Genomic DNA, 19,828 nt, shown 5'->3' with positions numbered 1-19,828 from the left:
CAGCCCCGCCCCCGCGCCCGCCCCGCGCACCAGCGCCCACCCCCTCCCCGAGCCCGACGCGAGCCGGAGCGCGGCCGCCAAGGACAAGCCCTCCGGCTCCCCGTCGCCCAGCGCCTCCCCGGCGAAGTCCGCCGCCCCCGAACTCGCCAACACCGGCTCCGCCGACCTCCTGGGATGGTCGGCAGCCATCGCCGCACTGCTCGCCGCCGGAGTCGCCCTGACCGCCGTGTTCCGCGGGCTGCGCCCCTGAGCGGGGCGAGGTCCACCGCTCCGCGCGGCCAGGGCCCGGCCCTGGTTAGGCTGGTCGTGTCGGACAGCGTGGTCGGACGGCCGGTACGTACAGCGCGTACGTACGGGCACGACCAGTGGCCCACCGCAGAGCGGAGAACAATCCAGTGGCAGAGCGCAAGCCGGTCGAATCCTGGCTCACCGACATGGACGGTGTCCTCATCCACGAGGGGGTTCCGATCCCGGGCGCCGCCGAGTTCATCAAGCGACTGAGGGATTCGGGCAAGCCCTTCCTGGTCCTCACGAACAACTCCATCTACACCCCGCGCGACCTCCAGGCCAGGCTGGCCAGGATGGGACTCCACGTACCGGCGGCGAACATCTGGACGTCGGCGCTCGCCACCGCCAAGTTCCTGGAGGACCAGCGGCCCGACGGTACGGCGTACGTCATCGGCGAGGCCGGCCTCACCACGGCGCTGCACGACATCGGGTACGTCCTCACCGACCACGAGCCGGACTACGTGGTGCTCGGCGAGACCCGTACGTACAGCTTCGAGGCGCTGACCAGGGCGATCCGCCTGATCAACGGCGGCGCGCGCTTCATCTGCACCAATCCGGACGAGACCGGCCCCTCGGCCGAGGGGCCGCTGCCGGCCACCGGCGCTGTCGCCGCGCTGATCACCAAGGCCACCGGCAAGGAGCCGTACTTCGCGGGCAAGCCGAACCCGCTGATGATGCGGACCGGCCTGAACGCCATCGGCGCGCACTCCGAGACCAGCGCGATGATCGGCGACCGGATGGACACCGACGTGCTGGCCGGGCTTGAGGCGGGCATGGAGACATTCCTCGTCCTGACCGGCCTGACGACCCCCGCCGACATCGACCGCTACCCCTTCCGCCCGTCCAGCGTCGTTGACTCGATCGCCGATCTGGTCGATCGCATCTGAGCAGGTCAGGCGGCACGGAGCGGCCCTGGCCCGCTGCTGCGGATGCGAGATCCTGACGTACGAGTGACTCTTCCTTTATCAGGAGGTTTCACGATGCGTTCAAGGCTGCTCGCATACCGTGCCGTCGGCGCGGTCGCTGTACTGGTGGTGACGCCGGCCGTCGGCGTCGCCGCCGCCCACGCCCACGATTCGGTGCGGGTCACCGTCACACCGTCGGCCATCGCCCCCGGTGGGGAGGTCGAACTCAGGGTCGACGGCTGCGACAGCGCCGACGGCCTGGCCACGTCCAACGCCTTTGTCACCAAGGCGGGGCTGTCGGGCGGCGAGGGCGGCCACTCGAAGTCGCCGCTCTTCGGCGATACGAGGGTCAAGTCGTCCGTCAAGGCGGGCAGTTACACCATCGACGTCCGGTGCGGCGGCCACCACCACCGCAAGGGCACCGGCACCTTCCAGGTCGTCCACAAGTCCCACCACCCGCACGCGGCCGAGTCGCCGATCGCACCGGTCCGGGCGGGCGGTGGCGGTACGGCGGCGCTGGCCGCCGAACAGCGGGAGCGGGCCGACGAGTCGGGCCCCGGCACCCCGCACGCGGTGATCGGCCTTGTCCTGGCGGGAGTCGCCGCTGTGGCGGTGGCGTGCCGGAGCGTACGGCGGCAGCGCGCGGCGCGGGACTCCGACTGACATGTCGCAGGAGAACCGCGCACGGCGTACGGACGACCCGGAACGCACCGGAACAGGGCGGCTGACGACGGCGGTTGCCTGGGCCGTGCTGCTGTTCGGCCTGTGGCTCTGGGGCCGCCACCTCACGGACGGCACCAGCGGTATGGGAGGCACGGGCGCCCCCAACTCCGCGCCGACAGTGGGCGATGTGTCCGCGGTGGGGCGCCCGCTGGGCGTGGCGCTGCCGAGCGCGCACGACCCGATGAAGCCGGCGGAGCCACGGCGGGTGGATGTGCCGTCGATAGGTGTCACGGCGCCGGTGGTGGCGCGTGGCCTGGACACCGGGGGAGCGGTGGACCCACCGCCGTACGACAGGCCGCAGACGGTGGGCTGGTACGGCGGCGGCGTCGAGCCGGGCGCCCCGGGCACGGCGCTGTTCGTCGGCCACGTCGACACCGAGACCAGACCGGCCGTCTTCTACGGGCTGAGCGCCACGCGGCCGGGCGCGCGGATCCGGGTGACCAGGGAGGACGGCTCGGTGGCGGTGTTCACCGTCGACGACGTGCAGGTCATCACCCGCGACCGCTTCGACGCCCGGAAGGTGTACGGGACGCGCGACGGATCGCGCGCCGAACTGCGGCTGATCACCTGCGGCGGCACGTTCGACCGGAAGACGCGGTCGTACACGGCGAACGTGGTGGTCTCGGCGTACCTGACGGGTGTCGCGGAAGCGGCGCCGGCACCGGCGGCGAAGAAGGAAACCAGGGCCAGTTGAGGCACGTTGAGTCCGGCTGAGGCCAAGGGGACGTGGATGTACGGGAGTTACCGCGCCCGTCGGCCGGGCGCCGCGACCGTGGCGCTGTCGCTGGCCGTGGTGCTGCTGACGGGCTGTTCGTCCGACGACGAGGGCGCCGGGCGCAGCGGCCGCATCGGCTCCCGAGACCAACCGCCCACGCGTCAGCGGGCGATGACTGACGTCCCGTACTGGGTGAACCCCGACGGCGGCGCCGCGCGGCAGGCCGCCGAGTACGCCAGGAAGGGCGACGCGAAGAGCGCCGGACTGCTCAGGCGGATCGCCGAGCAGCCCACGGCCGAATGGATCGGAACGGACAACCCGCTGGGGCAGACCGAGAGCCTCACGGTGGCCGCCACCTCCGCGGACCGGGAAGCGCTGTTGGTGCTCTACAACATTCCGCACCGCGACTGCGGCCAGTACTCCAGGGGCGGCGCGGCGGACGGCGACGCGTACCGGGAGTGGATCGACCGGGTGGCCCGGGGCATCGGCGACCGCCGGGCCACGGTGATCCTCGAACCGGACGCACTGCTGCACCTGGTGGACGGCTGCACGCCCGCCGCATTCCGCGAGGAACGGTTCGGCCTGCTCAGAGGCGCTGTCCGACGGCTGACACGACAACCGTCGACGACGGTCTATCTGGACGCGGGCAACGCCGGCTGGCACTCACCGGACGCGCTCTTCGAACCGCTCCAGCGGGCGGGCATCGCTGAGGCGGACGGCTTCTCGGTCAATGTGTCGAACTTCTACCCGACGGCGCGGAGCCTGGACTTCGGCGAGCGACTGTCGGCGAAGGTCAGCAACAAGCCCTTCGTGATCGACACCAGCCGGAACGGCAACGGTCCCTACACCGAAGGCAGCGACCCGGGCGAGAACTGGTGCAACCCGCCGGGCCGCGCCCTGGGCGAGCCGCCGACCACCAGGACGAACGACCCGCTGGTCAAGGCGTACCTCTGGATCAAGCGGCCGGGCGAGTCGGACGGCACCTGCCGGGGCGGCCCCGAGGCGGGCGAGTGGTATCCGGAGTACGCGCTCGAACTGGCGCGCAACACGAAGTAGGGGGGCGGCGCGGTGACGCGCCGTCAGGAACGTTCGGGGGAGAGGCGAATCCACGCCCGCTGATGAGGCGTCAGCCGTACCGGCACCCACGGACTCGGCGAACTTTACCCGATCGCCTCGTTTGTCCGGCTCATTTGCGAGGCGTTGCGGCCTGTCGAATGGTCGATTAATACCTTTGATCCGTCAAAATGCGATTTGTCCAGACAGTTGAGACACTGACGCCCGTGCACCAGCGTCGAAGGATCTTGATGAGTGTGGAGGGGATTCGCATGACCGTTCCGGTCTTCGAGGAGTACAAGCCCGCTCACGACTGCCCATGCGTCGGATGCGCCGCACAACGGCGTGAGCTGGCGAGAGGCCTGCCGTTGCGCGCCGGTGGTCACCCGGCCGCTCACGGCGCCCGTCGGGCGCTGGTCCTGTTCACCGCCGCGGGCGTCGCCCTCGGCGGTACGGGCGCGGCGGCGGCGTCAGCGGCATCAGCATCAGTGGCGGCGGCGTCAGCGGGAGCGGCGACCGCGGCCGTCGGCGGAGGTACGGGCGCCGTTCGGTCCCTGACCGCCGACCCCGTCCCCGTACCCGCCACGCCCCAAGGGGGCAGCGGTCCGCTGCATGGCGGACCGTCAGCCGGCCCCGGGCCGGGCAATTCTGGTTCTTCCCTGCGCGAGACCACCCGAGGCGACATCATCGAGCGCGCCAAGCAGTGGGTGGGCGCGCGGGTGCCGTACAGCATGAGCAGGTACTGGTCGGACGGTTACCGGCAGGACTGTTCGGGCTTCGTCTCCATGGCCTGGAACCTGGCGGGCAACGAGTGGACGGGCAGCCTCGCGCAGTACGGCGTGCGGATCGCCCGGGACGACCTCCAACCCGGCGACATCCTGCTCTTCCACAACCCCAGCAGTCCGAACAAGGGATCGCACGTCACGATCTTCGGCGGCTGGACCGACGACTCGCACTCCCGCTACATGGCCTACGAGCAGACTCCGCCGACCACCCGCGCGCAGCCGACCCCCATGGCGTACTGGAAGAACTCCGACCGTTATGTGCCCTACCGCTACAGGGGCCTGGTCGACGAGGGCAGCGGCGGGAGCGCGCCCGTCGGGGTGACCTCGTACCCCGGTACGAAGTCGTTCGGGCCGGGCGCCAACAACAAGTACGTGACCCGGCTCGGCGAGATGCTCATCCAGCGCGGCGGCAAGCGCTTCTACGCGGACGGCCCCGGGCCCCGCTGGAGCGACGCGGACCGGCGCGCCACCCAGGCGTTCCAGCAGGCACAGGGCTGGCGGGGCGCGGAGGCTGACGGGCTGCCAGGGCCCGACACCTGGGAGTACCTGGTGGACGGCCTCGGGAAGAACATCCCGGCGGCGGGCGCCGGCGGAAGCAGCGGATCACCGGCGAGCGCTGCGGCAAAGGCCCCCGCGTTCCCGGGGTCGCAGTACTTCCGGCCGGGCCAGTCCAACAAGTACGTCGAGCAGCTCGGCAGGCAGCTCGTGCGCAAGCACTACGGCAAGTACTACGCCTCAGGCCCGGGACCGCGCTGGACCGAGGCCGACAGGCGCAATGTCCAGGCGTTCCAGCTCTCCCTGGGCTGGCGCGGCAGTTCGGCCAACGGATACCCGGGTCCTGAGACGTGGCGGCGACTCTTCGCATGACGGAGGCAAGGATGACAACGACGACTTCGCAGGAGAACGCCGAGGGGGTTCCGCACGACCCGGACGGCGGGGACGGGCGGCCGCGGCCTGCCGTCGACCCGGGGGCGCCCTGGGTGGCGGCCCTGACCGGCTGGCCGCGCGAGAACGAGCGCGAGGCTGCCCCCGAGGCACCCGAGGCCACGGAAGCGGCCGTGGAAGCCTCCGCAGAAGTGGCCGTGGAATCCCCGGAGGCCGCTCGCGACGTCGAGGCGGAACGCGCGGCGGAGGAGATCGCGGAGGTCACCGAGGTCGCCGAAGTGCCGTCTCAGCACGTCCATCCACGCGAAGAAGCGCCGGTACCGGAGACGGCCGAGGACGAAGACGAGGGGGAGGCGCGGGCCGAAGGCGCGAAGGACGCGGAAGTTGCCGCCGGAGCGGACACAGAAGCGGAAACGGAAGCTGAAGCGGAATCAGAAACGGAGTCAGAAACGGAGTCGGACCATCGGCCCGCCCTGGCCTCGGGTCCCGTCCCCACTCCGGCCCCCGCCCCGTACCGGGTCGGCGGCTCCGCGCCCGTGCGGTACGGCCGTAACGCTTCCGCCGCCGGCTCCGGCGCTCCGCGCTGGAGCCCCCTCATCGTCGGCGAGAGCACCCAGGAAATCCCCGTCCATCTGCTCTTCAGGGACGAGACCGAGTCGTCCCCGGCGGCCCGCCGGGTCTCCATGCCGGTGCCGTTGTCCACGCGGCTGACCAAGCCCGCCGCGCCCGCCCCCACTTCCGCCACCGCGCCCGTACCCTCGCTCTCGCCCTCGCCCGCGCCCTCCGTACGGAGTGGATCGCGACCGGCCCCCCGTTCGGCCCCGCCCGTCGACGAGAAGTTCGCAGAGCGGCCAGGACCCGCGCTGCCCGGGTGGGCCGCTGCGGTCGTCGGGGTCTGCGCGCTCCTCGGGTGCCTGACGCTGCTGTGGTGGGTCGGGGCTGTGCCGGACCAACTGAGCGAGATGCTGCGCGTGCCGTCCCACCCGTACCTCGGCATCGCGCTCGGACAGTGGGCCCTGCTCGCTCTCGGCGTGATGGTCCTGCTCTTCGCCGTGGGCGGCCTCGGCCGTGGCCGGGTGGGCCATGCCTGGGTGCTGACGCTCTGCGGCGACTACCGGGGCAGTGTGCGCCGTACGGGACTGCTCTGGGTGAGCCCGCTGCTGCTGCGGCGCAGGGTCGACGTACGGCTGCGGCACTGGCGCAGCGAGCCGATCCCCGCCGTCGACGCGCAGGGCACCGCGCTGCGGGTCGTCGTGCTGGTGGTGTGGCGGGTCAGGGACAGCGCGCGCGCCGTTCTCGGGGTCCCGGACCACGAGGAGTACCTGCGCGAGCAGGTCGAGGCGGCGATGGCGCGGGTGGTCTCGCAGTTGCCCGCCGACGCCTTCCACGAGACCGCGCCCACCCTGCGCGACGCCGAGGCCGTGGGCGACGCGCTGACCCGCATGCTGTCGGCGGAGTGCAGGCCCGTGGGCCTGGACATCTTCTCGGCGCAGCCGACACGTATCGAGTACGCACCCGAGATCGCCGAGGCGATGCAGCGCAGCCAGATCGCGGCGCTCGACGCCCGGCACCGGGACAGCGTGCTGACCGCTCTGGTGGACGCGGTGGACGACACCGTGCATCGGCTTACGTCGCGTGGCCTTGTCGAACTGGACGACTACGAGCGTAAAGCCCTGGTCAAAGACCTCACCGTGGCCTTTTACACAGGTCGGCCCGGTGGTGGAGCAAGATTCTGATTGGTCTGTACCGCACTTGTTATGGACACGGTCAAGTTCCGTTAATACTCTGGGACTTGGTCTAGACCGCCGATTGCTCTACCTGCACGCGTGCAGCACAGCTCACCGAACTCCCCACGTTCTCTGGAGCCAAGCATGCGAAAGAAGATAGGCGCGGCCGTGGTCGGCCTCGCGATCGCCGCTGTTTCCGTGATCGCCGGCGGCAGCGCCAGCAGTCATGGCTACACCGACTCACCCATCAGCCGTCAGAAGCTCTGTGCCAACGGCACGGTCGCCAACTGCGGCAACATCCAGTGGGAGCCGCAGAGCGTCGAGGGGCCCAAGGGCTTCCCGGCGGCGGGTCCGGCCGACGGCAAGCTCTGCTCGGGCGGGCTCAGCCAGTTCGCGCAGCTCGACGACCCGCGCGGCGGCGCCTGGCCCACCACCAAGGTCTCCGGCGGGCAGAGTTACAACTTCCGCTGGCAGTTCACGGCCAGACACGCGACGACCGACTTCAAGTACTACATCACCAAGAACGGATGGAACTCGTCCCAGCCGCTCACCCGCGCGGCCCTGGACACCCAGCCGTTCCTGACGGTGCCGTACAACAACCAGCAGCCGCCGGCCACGCTCTCCCACTCGGGCGTCCTGCCCCAGCGGACCGGCCGGCACATGATTCTGGCTGTCTGGACGATCGCGGACACGTCGAACGCGTTCTACGCGTGCTCCGACGTTCAGTTCTGACGCACCGCAGGAACTGAACTCTGGGCCTCGGGGGGCGTGGATCCCGCTCCCCGGGGTACGTGGCTCGCGCCCGCCCGGGCGGGAGAAGAGAACGGGCGGAGTGGTGTCACACCCGGAGAATCCGTGCGAACAGCAGGCTCCGATTGTGGTCAACCAGGGCTGTTCGGGTGGCTGTTCGGCGTCGGAGGCATGGTGGCCCCGGGACGTTGGGCACGCTTCGGCCGTCAGTCATCGCGCGTAGACCCGCGCGACAGTACAGGCCGTCAGCCTGAGGGTGATCCCTGCCACCAGGTATGGGCGACCGACCGCTCCCCTCCGGAGGATTTCCCCATGCGCAGACGCCTGGCACTTCCGCTCGCAGCAGCCGTACTCACCCTCCCCGCAGCACTTCTGACCGCCGGACAGGCCAGCGCGGCCGCCCCGGCCGACAAGGCTCAGGTCCTCAGTGGCTGGACCCAGACGAGCGCCGCGAGCTACAACTCCTGGCTCGCCGCCCGCAACAACCAGGGCGCGTGGTCCGCGTACACCTTCGACTGGACCACGGACTACTGCTCCACGTCTCCGGACAACCCGCTGGGCTTCCCGTTCAAGACGGCGTGCGCCCGCCACGACTTCGGCTACCGCAACTACAAGAACGCCGGCACGTTCGACGCGAACAAGGCGCGGCTGGACTCGATGCTGTACGAGGACCTGAAGCGCGTCTGCAACGGCTACTCGGGCGCTTCGAAGACGGCCTGCGACGGCACGGCGTGGACGTACTACCACGCGGTCGACATCTTCGGCTTCTCGCCGGCGGTGGACGGGCACAAGTCCGCGGCCTGACCCCGGGGCACGACCGGGCACCACGGAGTCCGGACGCTCGTGCTCCGTCCCCCTCCCGGCGCACGAAGAAGGGCCCCTCGCTCTCGCGAGGGGCCCTTCCCCTGTCGGTGCGCCGCCAGGGACTCGAACCCCGGACCCGCTGATTAAGAGTCAGCTGCTCTAACCAACTGAGCTAGCGGCGCCTGCTGACTCGAAAATAATACCCGGTCCTCGGGGGTGCTCAGGACCACGTCCCGGGGCCGTCGTCGTTACGGTGTGAGCCGTCGCGGTTACAGCGTCAGTGACAGCGCCATGGGCGCCGCCCTGCGGTTCAGCGTGGCCGCCGCCTCGCGCAGCCGGTACGCGTGCTCGACCGGGAGTGACAGGGCCAGGCAGCCCACCGCCGAGCCCGCCGTCAGCGGGACCGCGGCGCAGACCGTGCCGACGGCGTACTCCTGGAGGTCCAGCACCGGGACGGTGGCCGGCTGGCTGTCCAGCCGGGAGAACAGCAGGCTCTGGCTCGTGATGGTGCGCGAGGTGAGGCGGGCGATCTTGTGCCGGGCGAGATGGTCCCTGCGGCCGTTCTGGTCGAGCTGGGTGAGCAGGCACTTGCCGATCGCGCTGGCGTGGGCCGAGGAGCGGAAGTCCACCCACTCCTTCACCGCGGGCGTGCGCGGTCCGTCGGCGATCTGAGTGATCTTGACCTCGCCGTCGATGTACCGGCTGAGGTAGACGGCGGCGCCCACCGAGTCGCGCAGATCGCTCAGCGTTTCCTGGAGCTTGGTCTCCAGTGCCTGCTGCCGCGTCGTGCCGGACCCGAGGAGGACGAGCGAGTCCCCGACGGCATAGGCGCCCTCCGAGATCTGCTCCACATACCCCTCGCGGCGCAGCATGATCAGCATCGGCGCGAGGTGTCCGGTGGGCAGTCCTGTCTCGCGGGCGATCTGGGCATCCGTAACGCCGCCCGGGTGCCGGGAGATGGCCTCCAGGACACGCAAGACGTAATGCACCGAGTGGAAAGGTGCTGTCGGCTCCGGCTTCAGCGCCACGGTTCCCCCTAGCAGGTTGTGACCGCAAGCTTTTGTCTTCACGATAGCCGCCAAAGCAGCCCTGCGGGACGGCTGTTGGGGGAAACGACGGCGCGGCCCAGGCCTGGGGACTGGGCCGCGCCACCCGTGGCATATGCCACAGTCATACTTGGTCCTGCTGTGTGCGGTCCTCACGTCATACCGAGAATTCCGTGGGCCCTTTGCTTTTCCCCGGTCCGCCGGGCGGTCGCCGCCGAAATTGGCGACTCATTCGTGGGTCCGAGCCGCACTGTGGTGTTGAGGCACATGGCGCCTTCCATGATATTCACGGAATAGGCAATCGCATCCGTGCTCTTTTCCGGAATGCGCGGGGCGAAGGATGTGCGCTTCTGCCAGGCCGCCGCCGGTCCGCCGCCCTCCCAGCACCGGGTTCTCCCCGTTCATGCGACTGCCCGGGCGGCGCACGGCCGCCGGTGCGCGCGTTCTTCACGCGTCCGCATCCCCGCAGGCGCGCCCCCGGCGGGCACCTTCTCCCGCAGCTCTCGCGGTATCTCCTGGTCTCTTGCGGCAGGAAGGTACCAGCGGCTCAGGCGTCGCGCCAGAGCCGATTCGAGCCTCTTTAAAGGACGGCGCTCAGGAATTCCTGAGTCCGTTTGTTCTCGGGCGCGGTGAATATTTTCTCCGGCGATCCGGACTCGACAATTCGCCCAGAGTCGAACATCAGTACCTGGTCCGAGACGTCCCGGGCGAAATTCATCTCATGGGTGACGCAGAGCATGGTGATGTTCGTCGTCCGCACGATCTCGCGCAGCAGATCGAGCACGCCGGCCACCAACTCGGGGTCGAGCGCCGACGTCACTTCGTCCAGGAGCAGGATCTCGGGCCGCATCGCAAGTGCGCGGGCGATCGCCACGCGCTGCTGCTGGCCGCCGGAGAGCTGGGAGGGATGCGCGTCGACCTTGTCGGCGAGACCGACCATGTCGAGGAGTTCGCGGGCGCGCGTCTCGGCCTCGTCGCGCTCAAGACCGAGGACGTTGACCGGTGCCTCGGTGATGTTCTGGAGCACCTTCATGTTCGGGAAAAGGTTGAACTGCTGGAAGACCATCCCGATCTTCTTGCGGGACTGCCGGAGTTGCTTCTCGCCGGCCTGCTTGAGGCCGCCGTTCGGCGTACGCATGTGCGACAGCGGTTCGCCGTCCACCCATATGACCCCGTCGCTCACCTTCTCCAGCGTCATCAGCAGCCGCAGGATGGTGGTCTTGCCGGAGCCGCTCGGCCCGATGAGGGTGACGTGCTCGCCGCGCCGTACGGCGAAGTCCAGCTCGTCGAGGACGACATGGTCGCCGTAGCGCTTGACGACCTTGTCGAAGCGGACGAGCGGCTGAGCGCCGGCGTCGGCCGGATCGGCGACGGGAGTGGCCGCCGTCGAAGCGGAAGGGGAAGCGGAGGCGGAAAGGGAAGCGGAGGCGGATACGGATACGGGGACCGCGTCCTCGGCAGGCGTCTTCCGCAGGGGGTCAGTGGCCAAGGCTCTTCTCCAGCTTTCTCATCAGCAGCGAGGTCGGGTAGCTCGCGATCAGGAAGATCACTCCGGCGAGCGTGAAGGCTTCGGTGTACAGGAAGTGGGCGTCCGCGTACTGCCGTGCCTCGAAGACCATTTCCTGGACCGTGATCACGGCGAGGAACGGCGTCTCCTTGAACATGGAGATCGCGTAGTTGCCCAGGGCGGGCAGCACATTGCGTACGGCCTGCGGCAGGATCACCGCCTGCCAGGTCCGCCTGGGCGACATCGACAGCGCGCGGCAGGCCTCCCACTGACCCTTCGGCACCCCGTCGATCCCGGCCCTGTACACCTCCGAGGTGTAGGTGGCGTAGTGGATGCCGAGCACCACGATGCCGATCGTCAGCGGCTCGACGGTGGAGAACACCGCGGCCGCGCCCACCAGTTGGACCAGCAGCGGGGTGGACCGGATGAACTCCATCACGACCCGCACCGGCACCGTCACGAACCGCGTGGGCGCCCGGCCGGCCACCGCGATGGCCAGCCCGAGCACGGCGGCGACCACCGTGCCGAGCACGGTGGCGAGCAGCGTGGTCTCGAATCCCTTGAGCAGCAGCGGCAGGACATCCCCCGCCGCGCCCCAGTTGAATACGCTCACTGAGCGGCACCTCCGGTGACCACGGGATCGGCGGCGCTGCGGCTGCGCAGCAGGCTCCGGGTCCCGGTGTGTTGCCCGAGCCTGGCCTTCGCCGTCCGTTCGAGCAGATTCATCAGCATGGTCAGGGCGTAGGCCAGGACGAAGTAGAAGACCAGCAGGGACGCGTACGCGGTGAGGGACTCACCCGTGCGGTCCCTGATCTGCTGGATCACCGTCATCAGGTCGGCCGCCGAGATCAGCCAGAGCAGCGGGGTCGCCTTGAGGAGCTGGATCAGCAGGTTGGTGAAGGACGGGATCATCTGGACCCACGCCTGCGGCATGATCACCCGCGTCATCCGCTTGTACGGGGTCATGTTCAGCGCGATCGCGGCCTCCCACTGCGCGGCCGGTACGGCGTTGATGCCGCCGCGCACGACCTCGGAGCCGTACGCGCCGAAGTTCAGCCCGAAGGCCACGACACCGCAGATCAACGGGGTGAGTTCGTACCCGGTGAGCTGGGGCATGGCGTAGTAGAGCCAGAAGAGCTGGACGTACAGCGAGGTCCCCCGGAAGAACTCGACGACGATCCGCGAGACCACGCGCACGAAGGACACGTCGCTGCCCGCCATCAGGCCGAGCACGAAGGACAGGACCAGGGCGAGGGCCGCGCCGAGCAGCGTGGCCTGGACTGTCACCCAGAGTCCCGAGAGGACCTGGGGCAGTTCGTCCGAGAAGGTCGAGAAGAAGTCACCCATGACGGCGTTTCCCCGTCAGGCCTTGCACAGATCTGCGGTCTTCAGCGTCGTCGGCGGGATCTCGGTCGCACCGAAGCCGTACGGCTGGAGCAGCCTCACATAGCGCGCCTTGTCGGCCGTGATCTTCTTGAGCTGGGTGTTGAAGGCGTCACGCAGCGCTTCGTTGCCCTTCTTGAAGACGGCGCCGCCGGGGCTGTACTGCGGCTTGCCCTTCAGCTCGGGCACGAACGCTTCGGTGACCTCGGTGCCGCTGTTGGTCTTGGCCAGCCAGCGCAGCGAGATGCCGGTGAGCAGGAACGCGTCGATACGGCCGCCGGTGACGGCGTCGGCGCCGTCCTGCGGCTTCTGGAGTGTCTTGATCTTGTCCTTGGCGATGCCGGCGCCCTCGGCGTACGAGCCCTCGACCGCACCCGCCATCACGCCGATGACCACGCCGGCCTTCTTGGCCGACGCGAGGTCGGTGATGTTCTTGGGGTTGCCCTTCTTCACCATCATCGCGGTGGGCGAGATGAACTCGGGCTCGGAGAACAGGGCGTTGGCGCAGCGGTCGGGCGTGATCGCCATTCCCGCGCTGACCACGTCGTACTTCCCGGCCTGGAGGCCCGGGATCAGGCCGTCGAACTCGGCGAGGGTCGGCTTCAGCGTGTCGACGCCGAGCGCCTTGAATATCTGCTGGTGGAGGGTGGGCGCCTCGCCCTTGAGCTTGCCGCCCTCGGTGTAGCCGTACGGGGCCTCGTTGGCGTACGCGACCCGTACGAAGCCCTGTTTGCGCAGTTTGTCGAGCGCTCCGGTGCCGGTGGTCGTGCCGCTGTCGGTTTTGCTGCACGCGGAGAGGAGACCCGGTACGACCAGCAGGCCACCGACGGCCGCGGAGCGGCTGAGGAAGCCCCGGCGGGACAGGTTCGGGAAGTCAGCCATGGATTCGCAATCTCCTCGGTGGGTGTTTGAACGAGTGGGCAATGGGACGCGCCTGCCCGATCGGGATGTTCTATGCCGTCCCAGCGGCGGGTGTAATAGAACGGTGTCCGGAGGGTGACCTTCCCGTGGCCTGAATCGATTGTCGGCGCCGGGGGGTGTGTGGTGTCTCCGACCCGGGCAGGCTGCGAGAATGACAGAGCGTTATGTGCAGGTATCGCTAGACAAGCGCGGCGTGCGGTGCACCGCGAAACTCCTCGACGACCGGGCTCCGGTCACCTGTGCGGCGGTGTGGGACGCGCTGCCGCTGGGCTCGGACGTCTATCACGCGAAGTACGCGCGGAATGAGATCTACGCGCTCTTCCCCGCGTTCGCGGAGAAGGAACCGCCGCTGGAGAACCCCACCATCACCCCCATTCCGGGTGATCTGTGTTATTTCACCTTCCCCGAGACGGAGTTGGCGAACACCTCGTACGGCTACGAGGAAGAGGCCTTCAGCGGTCGGCGGACCGTTGTCGACCTCGCCCTCTTCTACGAGCGCAACAACCTGCTGATCAACGGCGACATGGGCTGGATCCCCGGCATCGTCTGGGGCACCGTGGTCGACGGCCTCGACCAGATGGCCGAGGCCTGCCAGGACCTGTGGCGGGCCGGCGCGATCGGCGAGACCCTCAACTTCCGCCGGGTGTGACCCGGGCTTGCCAGATGTGAACCCGCCTCCGCCGGGCGGGCCGGGCTCTCAGCTTCCGGCGGGCATCGGGCTGCCCGCCGGTGCGGGAATCCGCGCCGTGCCCGACTCGTACAGCGCGTGCGCCGCGCGCATCACCAGCGTGTCCGCGTGCCGGGCCGCCACGATCTGCACCCCGATCGGCAGCCCGTCCTCGTCCACCCCGCAGGGCACGGTCGCCGCCGGCTGCTGCGTCAGATTGAACGGATAGGTGAACGGCGTCCACCCTGTCCAGCGCCGGTACCCCGCCCCCGCAGGCGTCTCGGCGCCCGCCTCGAACGCGGTGATCGGCAGCGTCGGCGTGACCAGCAGGTCGTACGAGCTGTGGAAGCGGCCCAGCCGCCGCCCCAGCTCCATCCGCGCGTCGACCGCCGCCAGATAGTCCAGCGCGCTCATCCGCTCACCCTCGGCGACGATCTCCCGCAGCCCGGGATCGAGCAGCGCGCGCTGCTCCCTGCTGTACGACTGCACCAGCCGGGCGGCGCCGCTGAACCACAGGGTGTGGAACGCCTCCACCGGATCGGTGATGTCCGGATCGGCCTCCTCGACGTACGCGCCCAGCTCGGCCAGCCTGGCCACAGCGCCGCGTACGGCTGAGGCCACCGAGGGCCGGACGGCGACCTGGCCGCCGAAGGACGGGGAGTACGCGACGCGCAGCCCCCGTACGCCCTCCGTGCCCCGCGCCAGCTCCGCGCTCATCCCGGCCGTCGGCGCGAGCTGCGACCAGTCCCGCGGGTCGGCGCCGCTGATCACATCCAGCAGCAGCGCGGCGTCGGCGGCGTCCCGCGCCATGGGCCCGGCGTGCGCCAGCGTGCCGAAGGGGCTCGACGGATAGAGCGGGATCCGGCCGTACGTCGGTTTCAGTCCGAAGATCCCGCAGAACGACGCCGGGATACGGACCGAGCCGCCGCCGTCCGTACCGATCGACAGCGGCGCCGCGCCCAGCGCCACGGCGGCCGCGCTGCCACCGCTGGACCCCCCGGACGTCCTGGACAGGTCGTACGGGTTGCGCGTCACCCCGTTCAGCGGCGAGTCGGTGACGCCCTTCCAGCCGAACTCGGGCGTGGTCGTCTTCCCGACCAGGACAGCGCCGTGCTCCCGCAGTCCGGCCACCGCTGGGGCGTCCTCGTCCCAGGCCGCCTCGGCGCGTACGGTCCTCGATCCGCGCAGCGTGGGGCTGCCGCGCTGGAGGAAGATGTCCTTGACCGAGACCGGTACGCCGTCGAGCAGCCCGCGCGGCTCCTTCCTGCGCCACCGCTCCGCCGACGCCTCGGCCTGGGCGAGCGCCGGCTCGGCGTCCACCCGTACGAAGGCGTTGACCAGCGGCTGGACCGCCTCGATCCGCTCCAGGACGGCGCGGGTCGCGTCGACGGGGGAGAAATCGCCGCTCCGGTAGCCGGTGAGGAGCTGCCGTGCGGTCAGGTCCGTGAGGAAAATTGGATCAGTCATGCATGGGGACGTACCCACGTTTCTTGTCGACCACGTTCGGCAGGGGCTTTCCGGCCGACCAAAGTTCATACAAGTCAACGAACTGTGCGCCGAGGCGGTCGCGCCAGCCGACCGTGTCGCCGCTCATGTGCGGGGACACGATCAGGCCGGGTACGTCCCACAGGCGGCTCTCCGGACGCAGCGGCTCATGCTCGAAGACATCCAGTGCGGCGCCCGCGATCCAGCGCTTGGAGACGGCGGCGACCAGGTCGTCCTCGACGACGAGCTGCCCGCGTCCCACGTTGATGAAGTGCGCCGACGGCTGCATCAGACCGAAGAGCCGCGCGTCGAACATGCCGCGTGTCGCATCCGTGAGTGGCGCGGCACTGATCACCCAGTCGGCCCCGGTCAGCAGCCGGTCGAGCTGGTCGGCGCCGTGCACGCCGGGGCGCGCCGTACGGCCGGTGACCGCCACGTGCACGCCGAGCGTCCTGAGCGTCTCGGCGACCGCCCGGCCGATCGGCCCGGCCCCGACCACGGTCGCCCGGCTGCCGGCGACCTGGAGCCCTTCGCGGTGCCGCCAGCGGCGCTGGCGCTGCAACTCCAGCGTTCCAGGAAGATCCTTTGCCATGGCGAGAACCAGTCCGGCCACATATTCGGCGATCGGCTTCTCGAAGATGCCCCGGGCGTTTGTCACACATGTTTCCGAATTGATCAGCTCGGGGGAGAGCAGCCGGTCCACTCCGGCGCTCGCCGTATGCACCCAGCGGGGCCGCGGACCCTCGCCCGGCCAGGCGAGACGTACCGCGTCCGAGAGGAAGTCCCAGACCAGCAGAACATCGGCAGAGGGTAGCTGAGCTGCGAGGTTGTGCTCGTCGGCGTACCGGACCGTGGCCCGGCCCGCCAGCCGGCCGAGCCGGGGAGGCGGGTCGGCTTCGAGGACGAGCAAGATCGGTGCGGTCATGGAATGAAGCCCTTCTGCGGGGGGTGCGCGGAGAGGGTTGAGTTTCAGCCAGGAAAACTCGATGAAACGGCTCACTTGTACGGATTGACCACGCTCGCATCGTGCTCCTACCTTCGTCAACAAGACGCTGAAAGCGTCCGACGTGAAAAGCGTTTTCTGGGGGCCAGTGTTGGAAGTCTCCTTTCTGGGTGGACCACAGCCGCAGCGTGGTGTCGGCGTGGTAGCTCCCTTCGATTTCGCGCTCGACCGCGAGCTGTGGCGCTGGGTGCCCGACGAGATCTCGTTGCGCCTGACCAGGACCCCGTACGTACCGGTGGAGGTCTCCCTCGACCTCGCCCGGCTGGTCAGCGAACACGAAACGCTGAGCGAGGCGGTCCAGGCGCTCGCGGCCTCCGAACCGGAGGTCATCGCCTACGCCTGCACGTCCGGCAGCTTCGTCGGCGGCCCCATCGGCGAGCGCGCGATGTGCGAGGCCATGACCCGGGCCGGCGAGGTGCCCTCGGTCACCACGACGGGGGCGCTGACAGAGGCCCTGGAGGAGCTCGGGATCAGCAGGCTCGCGCTGGTCACCCCGTACACGGAGTCCGTCACCCAGTCGCTGGAGGACTATCTCGGGGAGGTCGGGGTATCCGTCAGTGGTCGCGCTTTTCTGGGGCTGACCAGGGACATCTGGAAGGTGCCCTACCGGTCGGTCATGGATATGGCGCGGCAGGCCGTCGTAGGGGCGGCCGACGCGCTCTTCATCAGTTGCACGAATCTCGCCACCTATGACGCGATTCCGCAGCTCGAAGCCGAGCTGCGCATGCCGGTCCTGTCCGCGAACCAGGTCACCATGTGGGCCGCGCTCCGCAGGCTCGGCGCGCAGGCCGTCGGCCCGTACCAACGGCTGCTGATCGAGACAGCCCCCGCGCGGCCGGTGATCCTGCCGAGTCTGCCGACGTTGCCGGCGACGCCGGTGGTACCGCTGTTCCAGGACTTCTCCGTGGCACAGGACTTCCCCGTGTCACAGGATTTCCCGGGGCCGTCGGTCCCGTCGGTGCCACTGGATCCGATGCGGCCGATGGAACCGGCCTCAGCTCCGTCGGCGGAACCGGAGCCGGTCCTGGAATCGGTGTCGGACCCGGTGGATTCGGCGCAGATCCTGCCGCTCCCGGAGGCTCGGACGGACGAACAGGAAGGGTGGACATGACGACCGTCGGATTCCTCTACCCCGGATATTCAGCGGAGGACGACTACCCGCGCATCGAGATGATGATCGACACCGACATCAGGCTGCCCGTCGTCCACACGGACATCGGCGAGGACGCGCACCGCGTCGACGCGCTGCTGCGGATGGGCGCGGACGAGCGGCTCGCCGACGGTGTGGGAGAGCTGCGCCTCGCGGGCGCCGAGGCCGTCGTCTGGGCGTGTACGAGCGGCAGCTTCGTGTACGGCTGGGACGGCGCCAAGGAGCAGACCCGCAGCCTGGCGGGCTCGGCGGGCCTGCCGGCTTCGAGTACGTCGTTCGCCTTCGCCCACGCGGTGCAGGCGCTCGGCGCCCGGCGCGTCGCGGTGGCCGCCACGTACCCCGAGGACGTCACCGGGTACTTCACCACCTTCCTCAAGGCGGCGGGGATCGAGGTCGTGGCCGACCGCGCCAGCGGGATCATCACGGCGGCGGAGGTCGGGACCTGGGGCCGGGACGAGGTGCTCGCGCTCGCGCGGGCGGGCGACCATCCGGACGCGGAGGTCGTGCTCATGCCGGACACGGCCCTGCACACGGTGGCCTGGCTGCCGGAGCTGGAGGAGGCACTCGGAAAGCCGGTCCTCACAGCCAACCAGGTCACGGTCTGGGAAGGGCTGCGGCTGGTGGAACGCAAGGCCCGGGCGCCGAAGCTGGGGACGCTGTTCGCGACGCGTCACTAGGACCGACGCGTCCCTGGGCCTGAGTGGATCCCGGGTGGACCTGAGCGGGTCCGCGTGGGACCGCCCGGGGCCTGACCCGGGCTGGTCGGAGCCCGGGGGGGCAGGTCCCGGACAGGCGTCCCGGACAGGCCCTGTCCGGGAATAACCGGGGAGCCTCTCCTGTTGGTTGTGTGCTGTGTGGACAGCACGGAATCTTTTCGAAGCAGGAGGGTCTGACCGGTGGTAGACGCGAATTCGGGCGACGCGATCCGAGGCACGGCGATCGGCAGCGCGCCCGTCCCCCTGTCGGTACTCGACCTGGTCACGGTGGGCAGCGGCAGTACGGCGACCGAGGCCCTGCGTACGAGTGTCGAGATCGCGCGGCTCGCCGAGCGCAGGGGATACCACCGGCACTGGGTCGCCGAGCACCACTCCATGCCGGGCGTGGCCTCCTCGTCCCCGGCGGTGATCCTCTCCCACCTCGCCGCCCACACCGAGCGCATCAGGCTCGGCTCGGGCGGCGTGATGCTGCCCAACCACGCCCCGCTGGTCATCGCCGAGCAGTTCGGCACGCTGGAGGCGCTCGCCCCCGGCCGCGTCGACCTCGGCCTCGGCCGCGCGCCCGGGACGGACGGCGCCACGGCGGCCGCGCTGCGCCGCACCGACCGGCTGAACGAGGGCGCCGACGACTTCCCGCAGCAGCTCGCCGAGCTGACGCGGTTCCTGGACGACGACTTCCCCGACGGCCACCCGTACTCGCGTATCCACGCGGTCCCAGGACCGGTGCAGGGTCCGGCGGGCCGGCCGCCGGTCTGGCTGCTCGGCTCGTCCGGCTTCAGCGCGCGGCTGGCCGGCGTACTCGGTCTGCCTTTCGCCTTCGCGCACCACTTCTCGGCGCAGAACACCATTCCCGCCCTGGACCTCTACCGCGAGTCCTTCCGGCCGTCCGAGGTGCTCGACGCCCCGTACGCCCTGATCGGCGTCGCGGCGCTGGCGAGCGACGAGGAGGCCGAGGCGCGCCGCCAAGTCCTGTCAGGAGCACTGTCGATGGTGCGGCTGCGCACGGGACGGCCCGGGCTCGTGCCGACGCCCGAAGAGGCCGAGGCGCACCAATTCAGCCCGATGGAGAAGGAGTTCGTGGACGGCTGGCTCACCAACATCGTCCACGGCACGCCGGACGCGGTGCGCTCGGGCCTCGACGACCTCCAGAAGCGCACGGGCGCCGACGAGTTGATGATCACGGCGAACGCGCACGGCGGGGCGGCGCGGCTGCGGAGCTACGAGTTGATCGCTGACGCGTACGGGCTGCCGACGCTGTAGGCGCGGGGCACCGAGCGGTGCACTGGGCGGGGCACCGAGACGTGTGCGCGGAGGG

19 protein-coding genes, 1 tRNA gene and 1 pseudogene are annotated in these 19,828 nt (G+C 69.9%); 13 read left to right on the top strand and 8 right to left on the bottom strand.

Annotated features, from left to right (window positions below; all coding sequences use genetic code 11):
- The 9 genes and pseudogenes from QR77_RS46595 to QR77_RS12595 all read left to right on the top strand — a co-directional run.
- Positions 1 to 250, top strand: a pseudogene (locus QR77_RS46595) (sortase-dependent protein); the annotation flags it as partial.
- 145 nt (positions 251 to 395) lie between these two features.
- Positions 396 to 1,175 carry an HAD-IIA family hydrolase gene (locus QR77_RS12630; RefSeq protein ID WP_040021739.1) on the top strand — a complete coding sequence of 260 codons (780 nt, stop codon included), beginning with the start codon at positions 396 to 398 and terminating at the stop codon, positions 1,173 to 1,175.
- Positions 1,176 to 1,268: 93 nt separating this feature from the next.
- Positions 1,269 to 1,856 carry a hypothetical protein gene (locus QR77_RS12625; RefSeq protein ID WP_040021738.1) on the top strand — a complete coding sequence of 196 codons (588 nt, stop codon included), beginning with the start codon at positions 1,269 to 1,271 and terminating at the stop codon, positions 1,854 to 1,856.
- Position 1,857: 1 nt separating this feature from the next.
- Complete coding sequence (locus QR77_RS12620) at positions 1,858 to 2,610, top strand: class F sortase (RefSeq protein ID WP_052488703.1); 753 nt, start codon at positions 1,858 to 1,860, stop codon at positions 2,608 to 2,610.
- Positions 2,611 to 2,646: 36 nt separating this feature from the next.
- Positions 2,647 to 3,687, top strand: coding sequence for a glycoside hydrolase family 6 protein (locus QR77_RS12615; protein ID WP_040021736.1), 1,041 nt, complete (start codon positions 2,647 to 2,649; stop codon positions 3,685 to 3,687).
- Between the two features lie 269 nt (positions 3,688 to 3,956).
- A complete protein-coding gene (locus QR77_RS12610) occupies positions 3,957 to 5,336 on the top strand; it encodes a peptidoglycan-binding protein (RefSeq protein WP_040021734.1) in 1,380 nt (459 codons plus the stop codon).
- Positions 5,337 to 5,347: 11 nt separating this feature from the next.
- Complete coding sequence (locus QR77_RS12605; RefSeq protein WP_052488702.1) at positions 5,348 to 7,090, top strand: SPFH domain-containing protein; 1,743 nt, start codon at positions 5,348 to 5,350, stop codon at positions 7,088 to 7,090.
- A 135-nt stretch (positions 7,091 to 7,225) separates the two neighbouring features.
- Positions 7,226 to 7,813 carry a lytic polysaccharide monooxygenase gene (locus QR77_RS12600; protein WP_040021732.1) on the top strand — a complete coding sequence of 196 codons (588 nt, stop codon included), beginning with the start codon at positions 7,226 to 7,228 and terminating at the stop codon, positions 7,811 to 7,813.
- Positions 7,814 to 8,143: 330 nt separating this feature from the next.
- Positions 8,144 to 8,635: a phospholipase gene (locus tag QR77_RS12595; RefSeq protein ID WP_040021730.1), complete on the top strand. Its 492-nt coding sequence runs from the start codon at positions 8,144 to 8,146 to the stop codon at positions 8,633 to 8,635.
- A gap of 108 nt (positions 8,636 to 8,743) precedes the next feature.
- On the opposite strand, the gene QR77_RS12590 is transcribed toward QR77_RS12595, so the two are convergent.
- From QR77_RS12590 to ehuB, 6 genes are all read right to left on the bottom strand, one after another.
- Positions 8,744 to 8,817, bottom strand: a tRNA-Lys gene (locus QR77_RS12590).
- 87 nt (positions 8,818 to 8,904) lie between these two features.
- Entirely contained in the window at positions 8,905 to 9,663 is a 759-nt protein-coding gene (locus tag QR77_RS12585; protein WP_040021728.1) for an IclR family transcriptional regulator C-terminal domain-containing protein, read from the bottom strand.
- A gap of 598 nt (positions 9,664 to 10,261) precedes the next feature.
- Positions 10,262 to 11,170 carry an ectoine/hydroxyectoine ABC transporter ATP-binding protein EhuA gene (gene ehuA, locus QR77_RS12580; protein ID WP_236710618.1) on the bottom strand — a complete coding sequence of 303 codons (909 nt, stop codon included), beginning with the start codon at positions 11,168 to 11,170 and terminating at the stop codon, positions 10,262 to 10,264.
- Complete coding sequence (gene ehuD / locus QR77_RS12575) at positions 11,160 to 11,801, bottom strand: ectoine/hydroxyectoine ABC transporter permease subunit EhuD (RefSeq protein WP_040021726.1); 642 nt, start codon at positions 11,799 to 11,801, stop codon at positions 11,160 to 11,162. The genes ehuA and ehuD overlap by 11 nt, the downstream gene beginning before the upstream one ends.
- Entirely contained in the window at positions 11,798 to 12,535 is a 738-nt protein-coding gene (gene ehuC / locus QR77_RS12570; protein WP_040021725.1) for an ectoine/hydroxyectoine ABC transporter permease subunit EhuC, read from the bottom strand. Before ehuC ends, ehuD begins: the two co-directional genes overlap by 4 nt.
- Positions 12,536 to 12,550: 15 nt before the next feature.
- Positions 12,551 to 13,453 (bottom strand): ectoine/hydroxyectoine ABC transporter substrate-binding protein EhuB, encoded by a 903-nt coding sequence (ehuB, locus tag QR77_RS12565; protein WP_040021724.1) that lies wholly within the window; start codon positions 13,451 to 13,453, stop codon positions 12,551 to 12,553.
- Positions 13,454 to 13,643: 190 nt separating this feature from the next.
- Here ehuB and QR77_RS12560 point away from each other — a divergent pair, with 190 nt between their 5' ends.
- The gene (locus QR77_RS12560; protein ID WP_040021722.1) at positions 13,644 to 14,141 is read left to right on the top strand and encodes a DUF3830 family protein; all 498 of its coding nucleotides are present in this window, start codon (positions 13,644 to 13,646) and stop codon (positions 14,139 to 14,141) included.
- A gap of 48 nt (positions 14,142 to 14,189) precedes the next feature.
- Here the strand turns inward: QR77_RS12560 and QR77_RS12555 are convergent, their stop codons facing one another.
- Together QR77_RS12555 and QR77_RS12550 are read right to left on the bottom strand one after the other, a co-directional pair.
- A complete protein-coding gene (locus QR77_RS12555) occupies positions 14,190 to 15,626 on the bottom strand; it encodes an amidase (protein ID WP_040021712.1) in 1,437 nt (478 codons plus the stop codon).
- A complete protein-coding gene (locus QR77_RS12550; protein WP_040021706.1) occupies positions 15,619 to 16,569 on the bottom strand; it encodes a D-2-hydroxyacid dehydrogenase in 951 nt (316 codons plus the stop codon). Before QR77_RS12550 ends, QR77_RS12555 begins: the two co-directional genes overlap by 8 nt.
- A 169-nt stretch (positions 16,570 to 16,738) precedes the next feature.
- Between QR77_RS12550 and QR77_RS12545 the strand changes: the two genes are divergently transcribed.
- The 3 genes from QR77_RS12545 to QR77_RS12535 all read left to right on the top strand — a co-directional run bounded on the left by QR77_RS12545 (position 16,739) and on the right by QR77_RS12535 (position 19,773).
- Positions 16,739 to 17,758: a decarboxylase gene (locus QR77_RS12545; protein ID WP_160310901.1), complete on the top strand. Its 1,020-nt coding sequence runs from the start codon at positions 16,739 to 16,741 to the stop codon at positions 17,756 to 17,758.
- On the top strand, positions 17,755 to 18,474 hold the full coding sequence (locus QR77_RS12540; RefSeq protein WP_040021705.1) for an aspartate/glutamate racemase family protein: 720 nt from the start codon (positions 17,755 to 17,757) through the stop codon (positions 18,472 to 18,474). Before QR77_RS12545 ends, QR77_RS12540 begins: the two co-directional genes overlap by 4 nt.
- A 219-nt stretch (positions 18,475 to 18,693) precedes the next feature.
- The gene (locus QR77_RS12535; protein WP_040021704.1) at positions 18,694 to 19,773 is read left to right on the top strand and encodes an LLM class flavin-dependent oxidoreductase; all 1,080 of its coding nucleotides are present in this window, start codon (positions 18,694 to 18,696) and stop codon (positions 19,771 to 19,773) included.
- Positions 19,774 to 19,828 lie beyond the last annotated feature (55 nt).

It is taken from the genome of Streptomyces sp. 150FB, from assembly GCF_000818195.1.
Taxonomy (GTDB): domain Bacteria; phylum Actinomycetota; class Actinomycetes; order Streptomycetales; family Streptomycetaceae; genus Streptomyces.
Note: the sequence above shows the minus strand (reverse complement) of the source record. Positions and strands in the feature narration are given on the sequence as shown.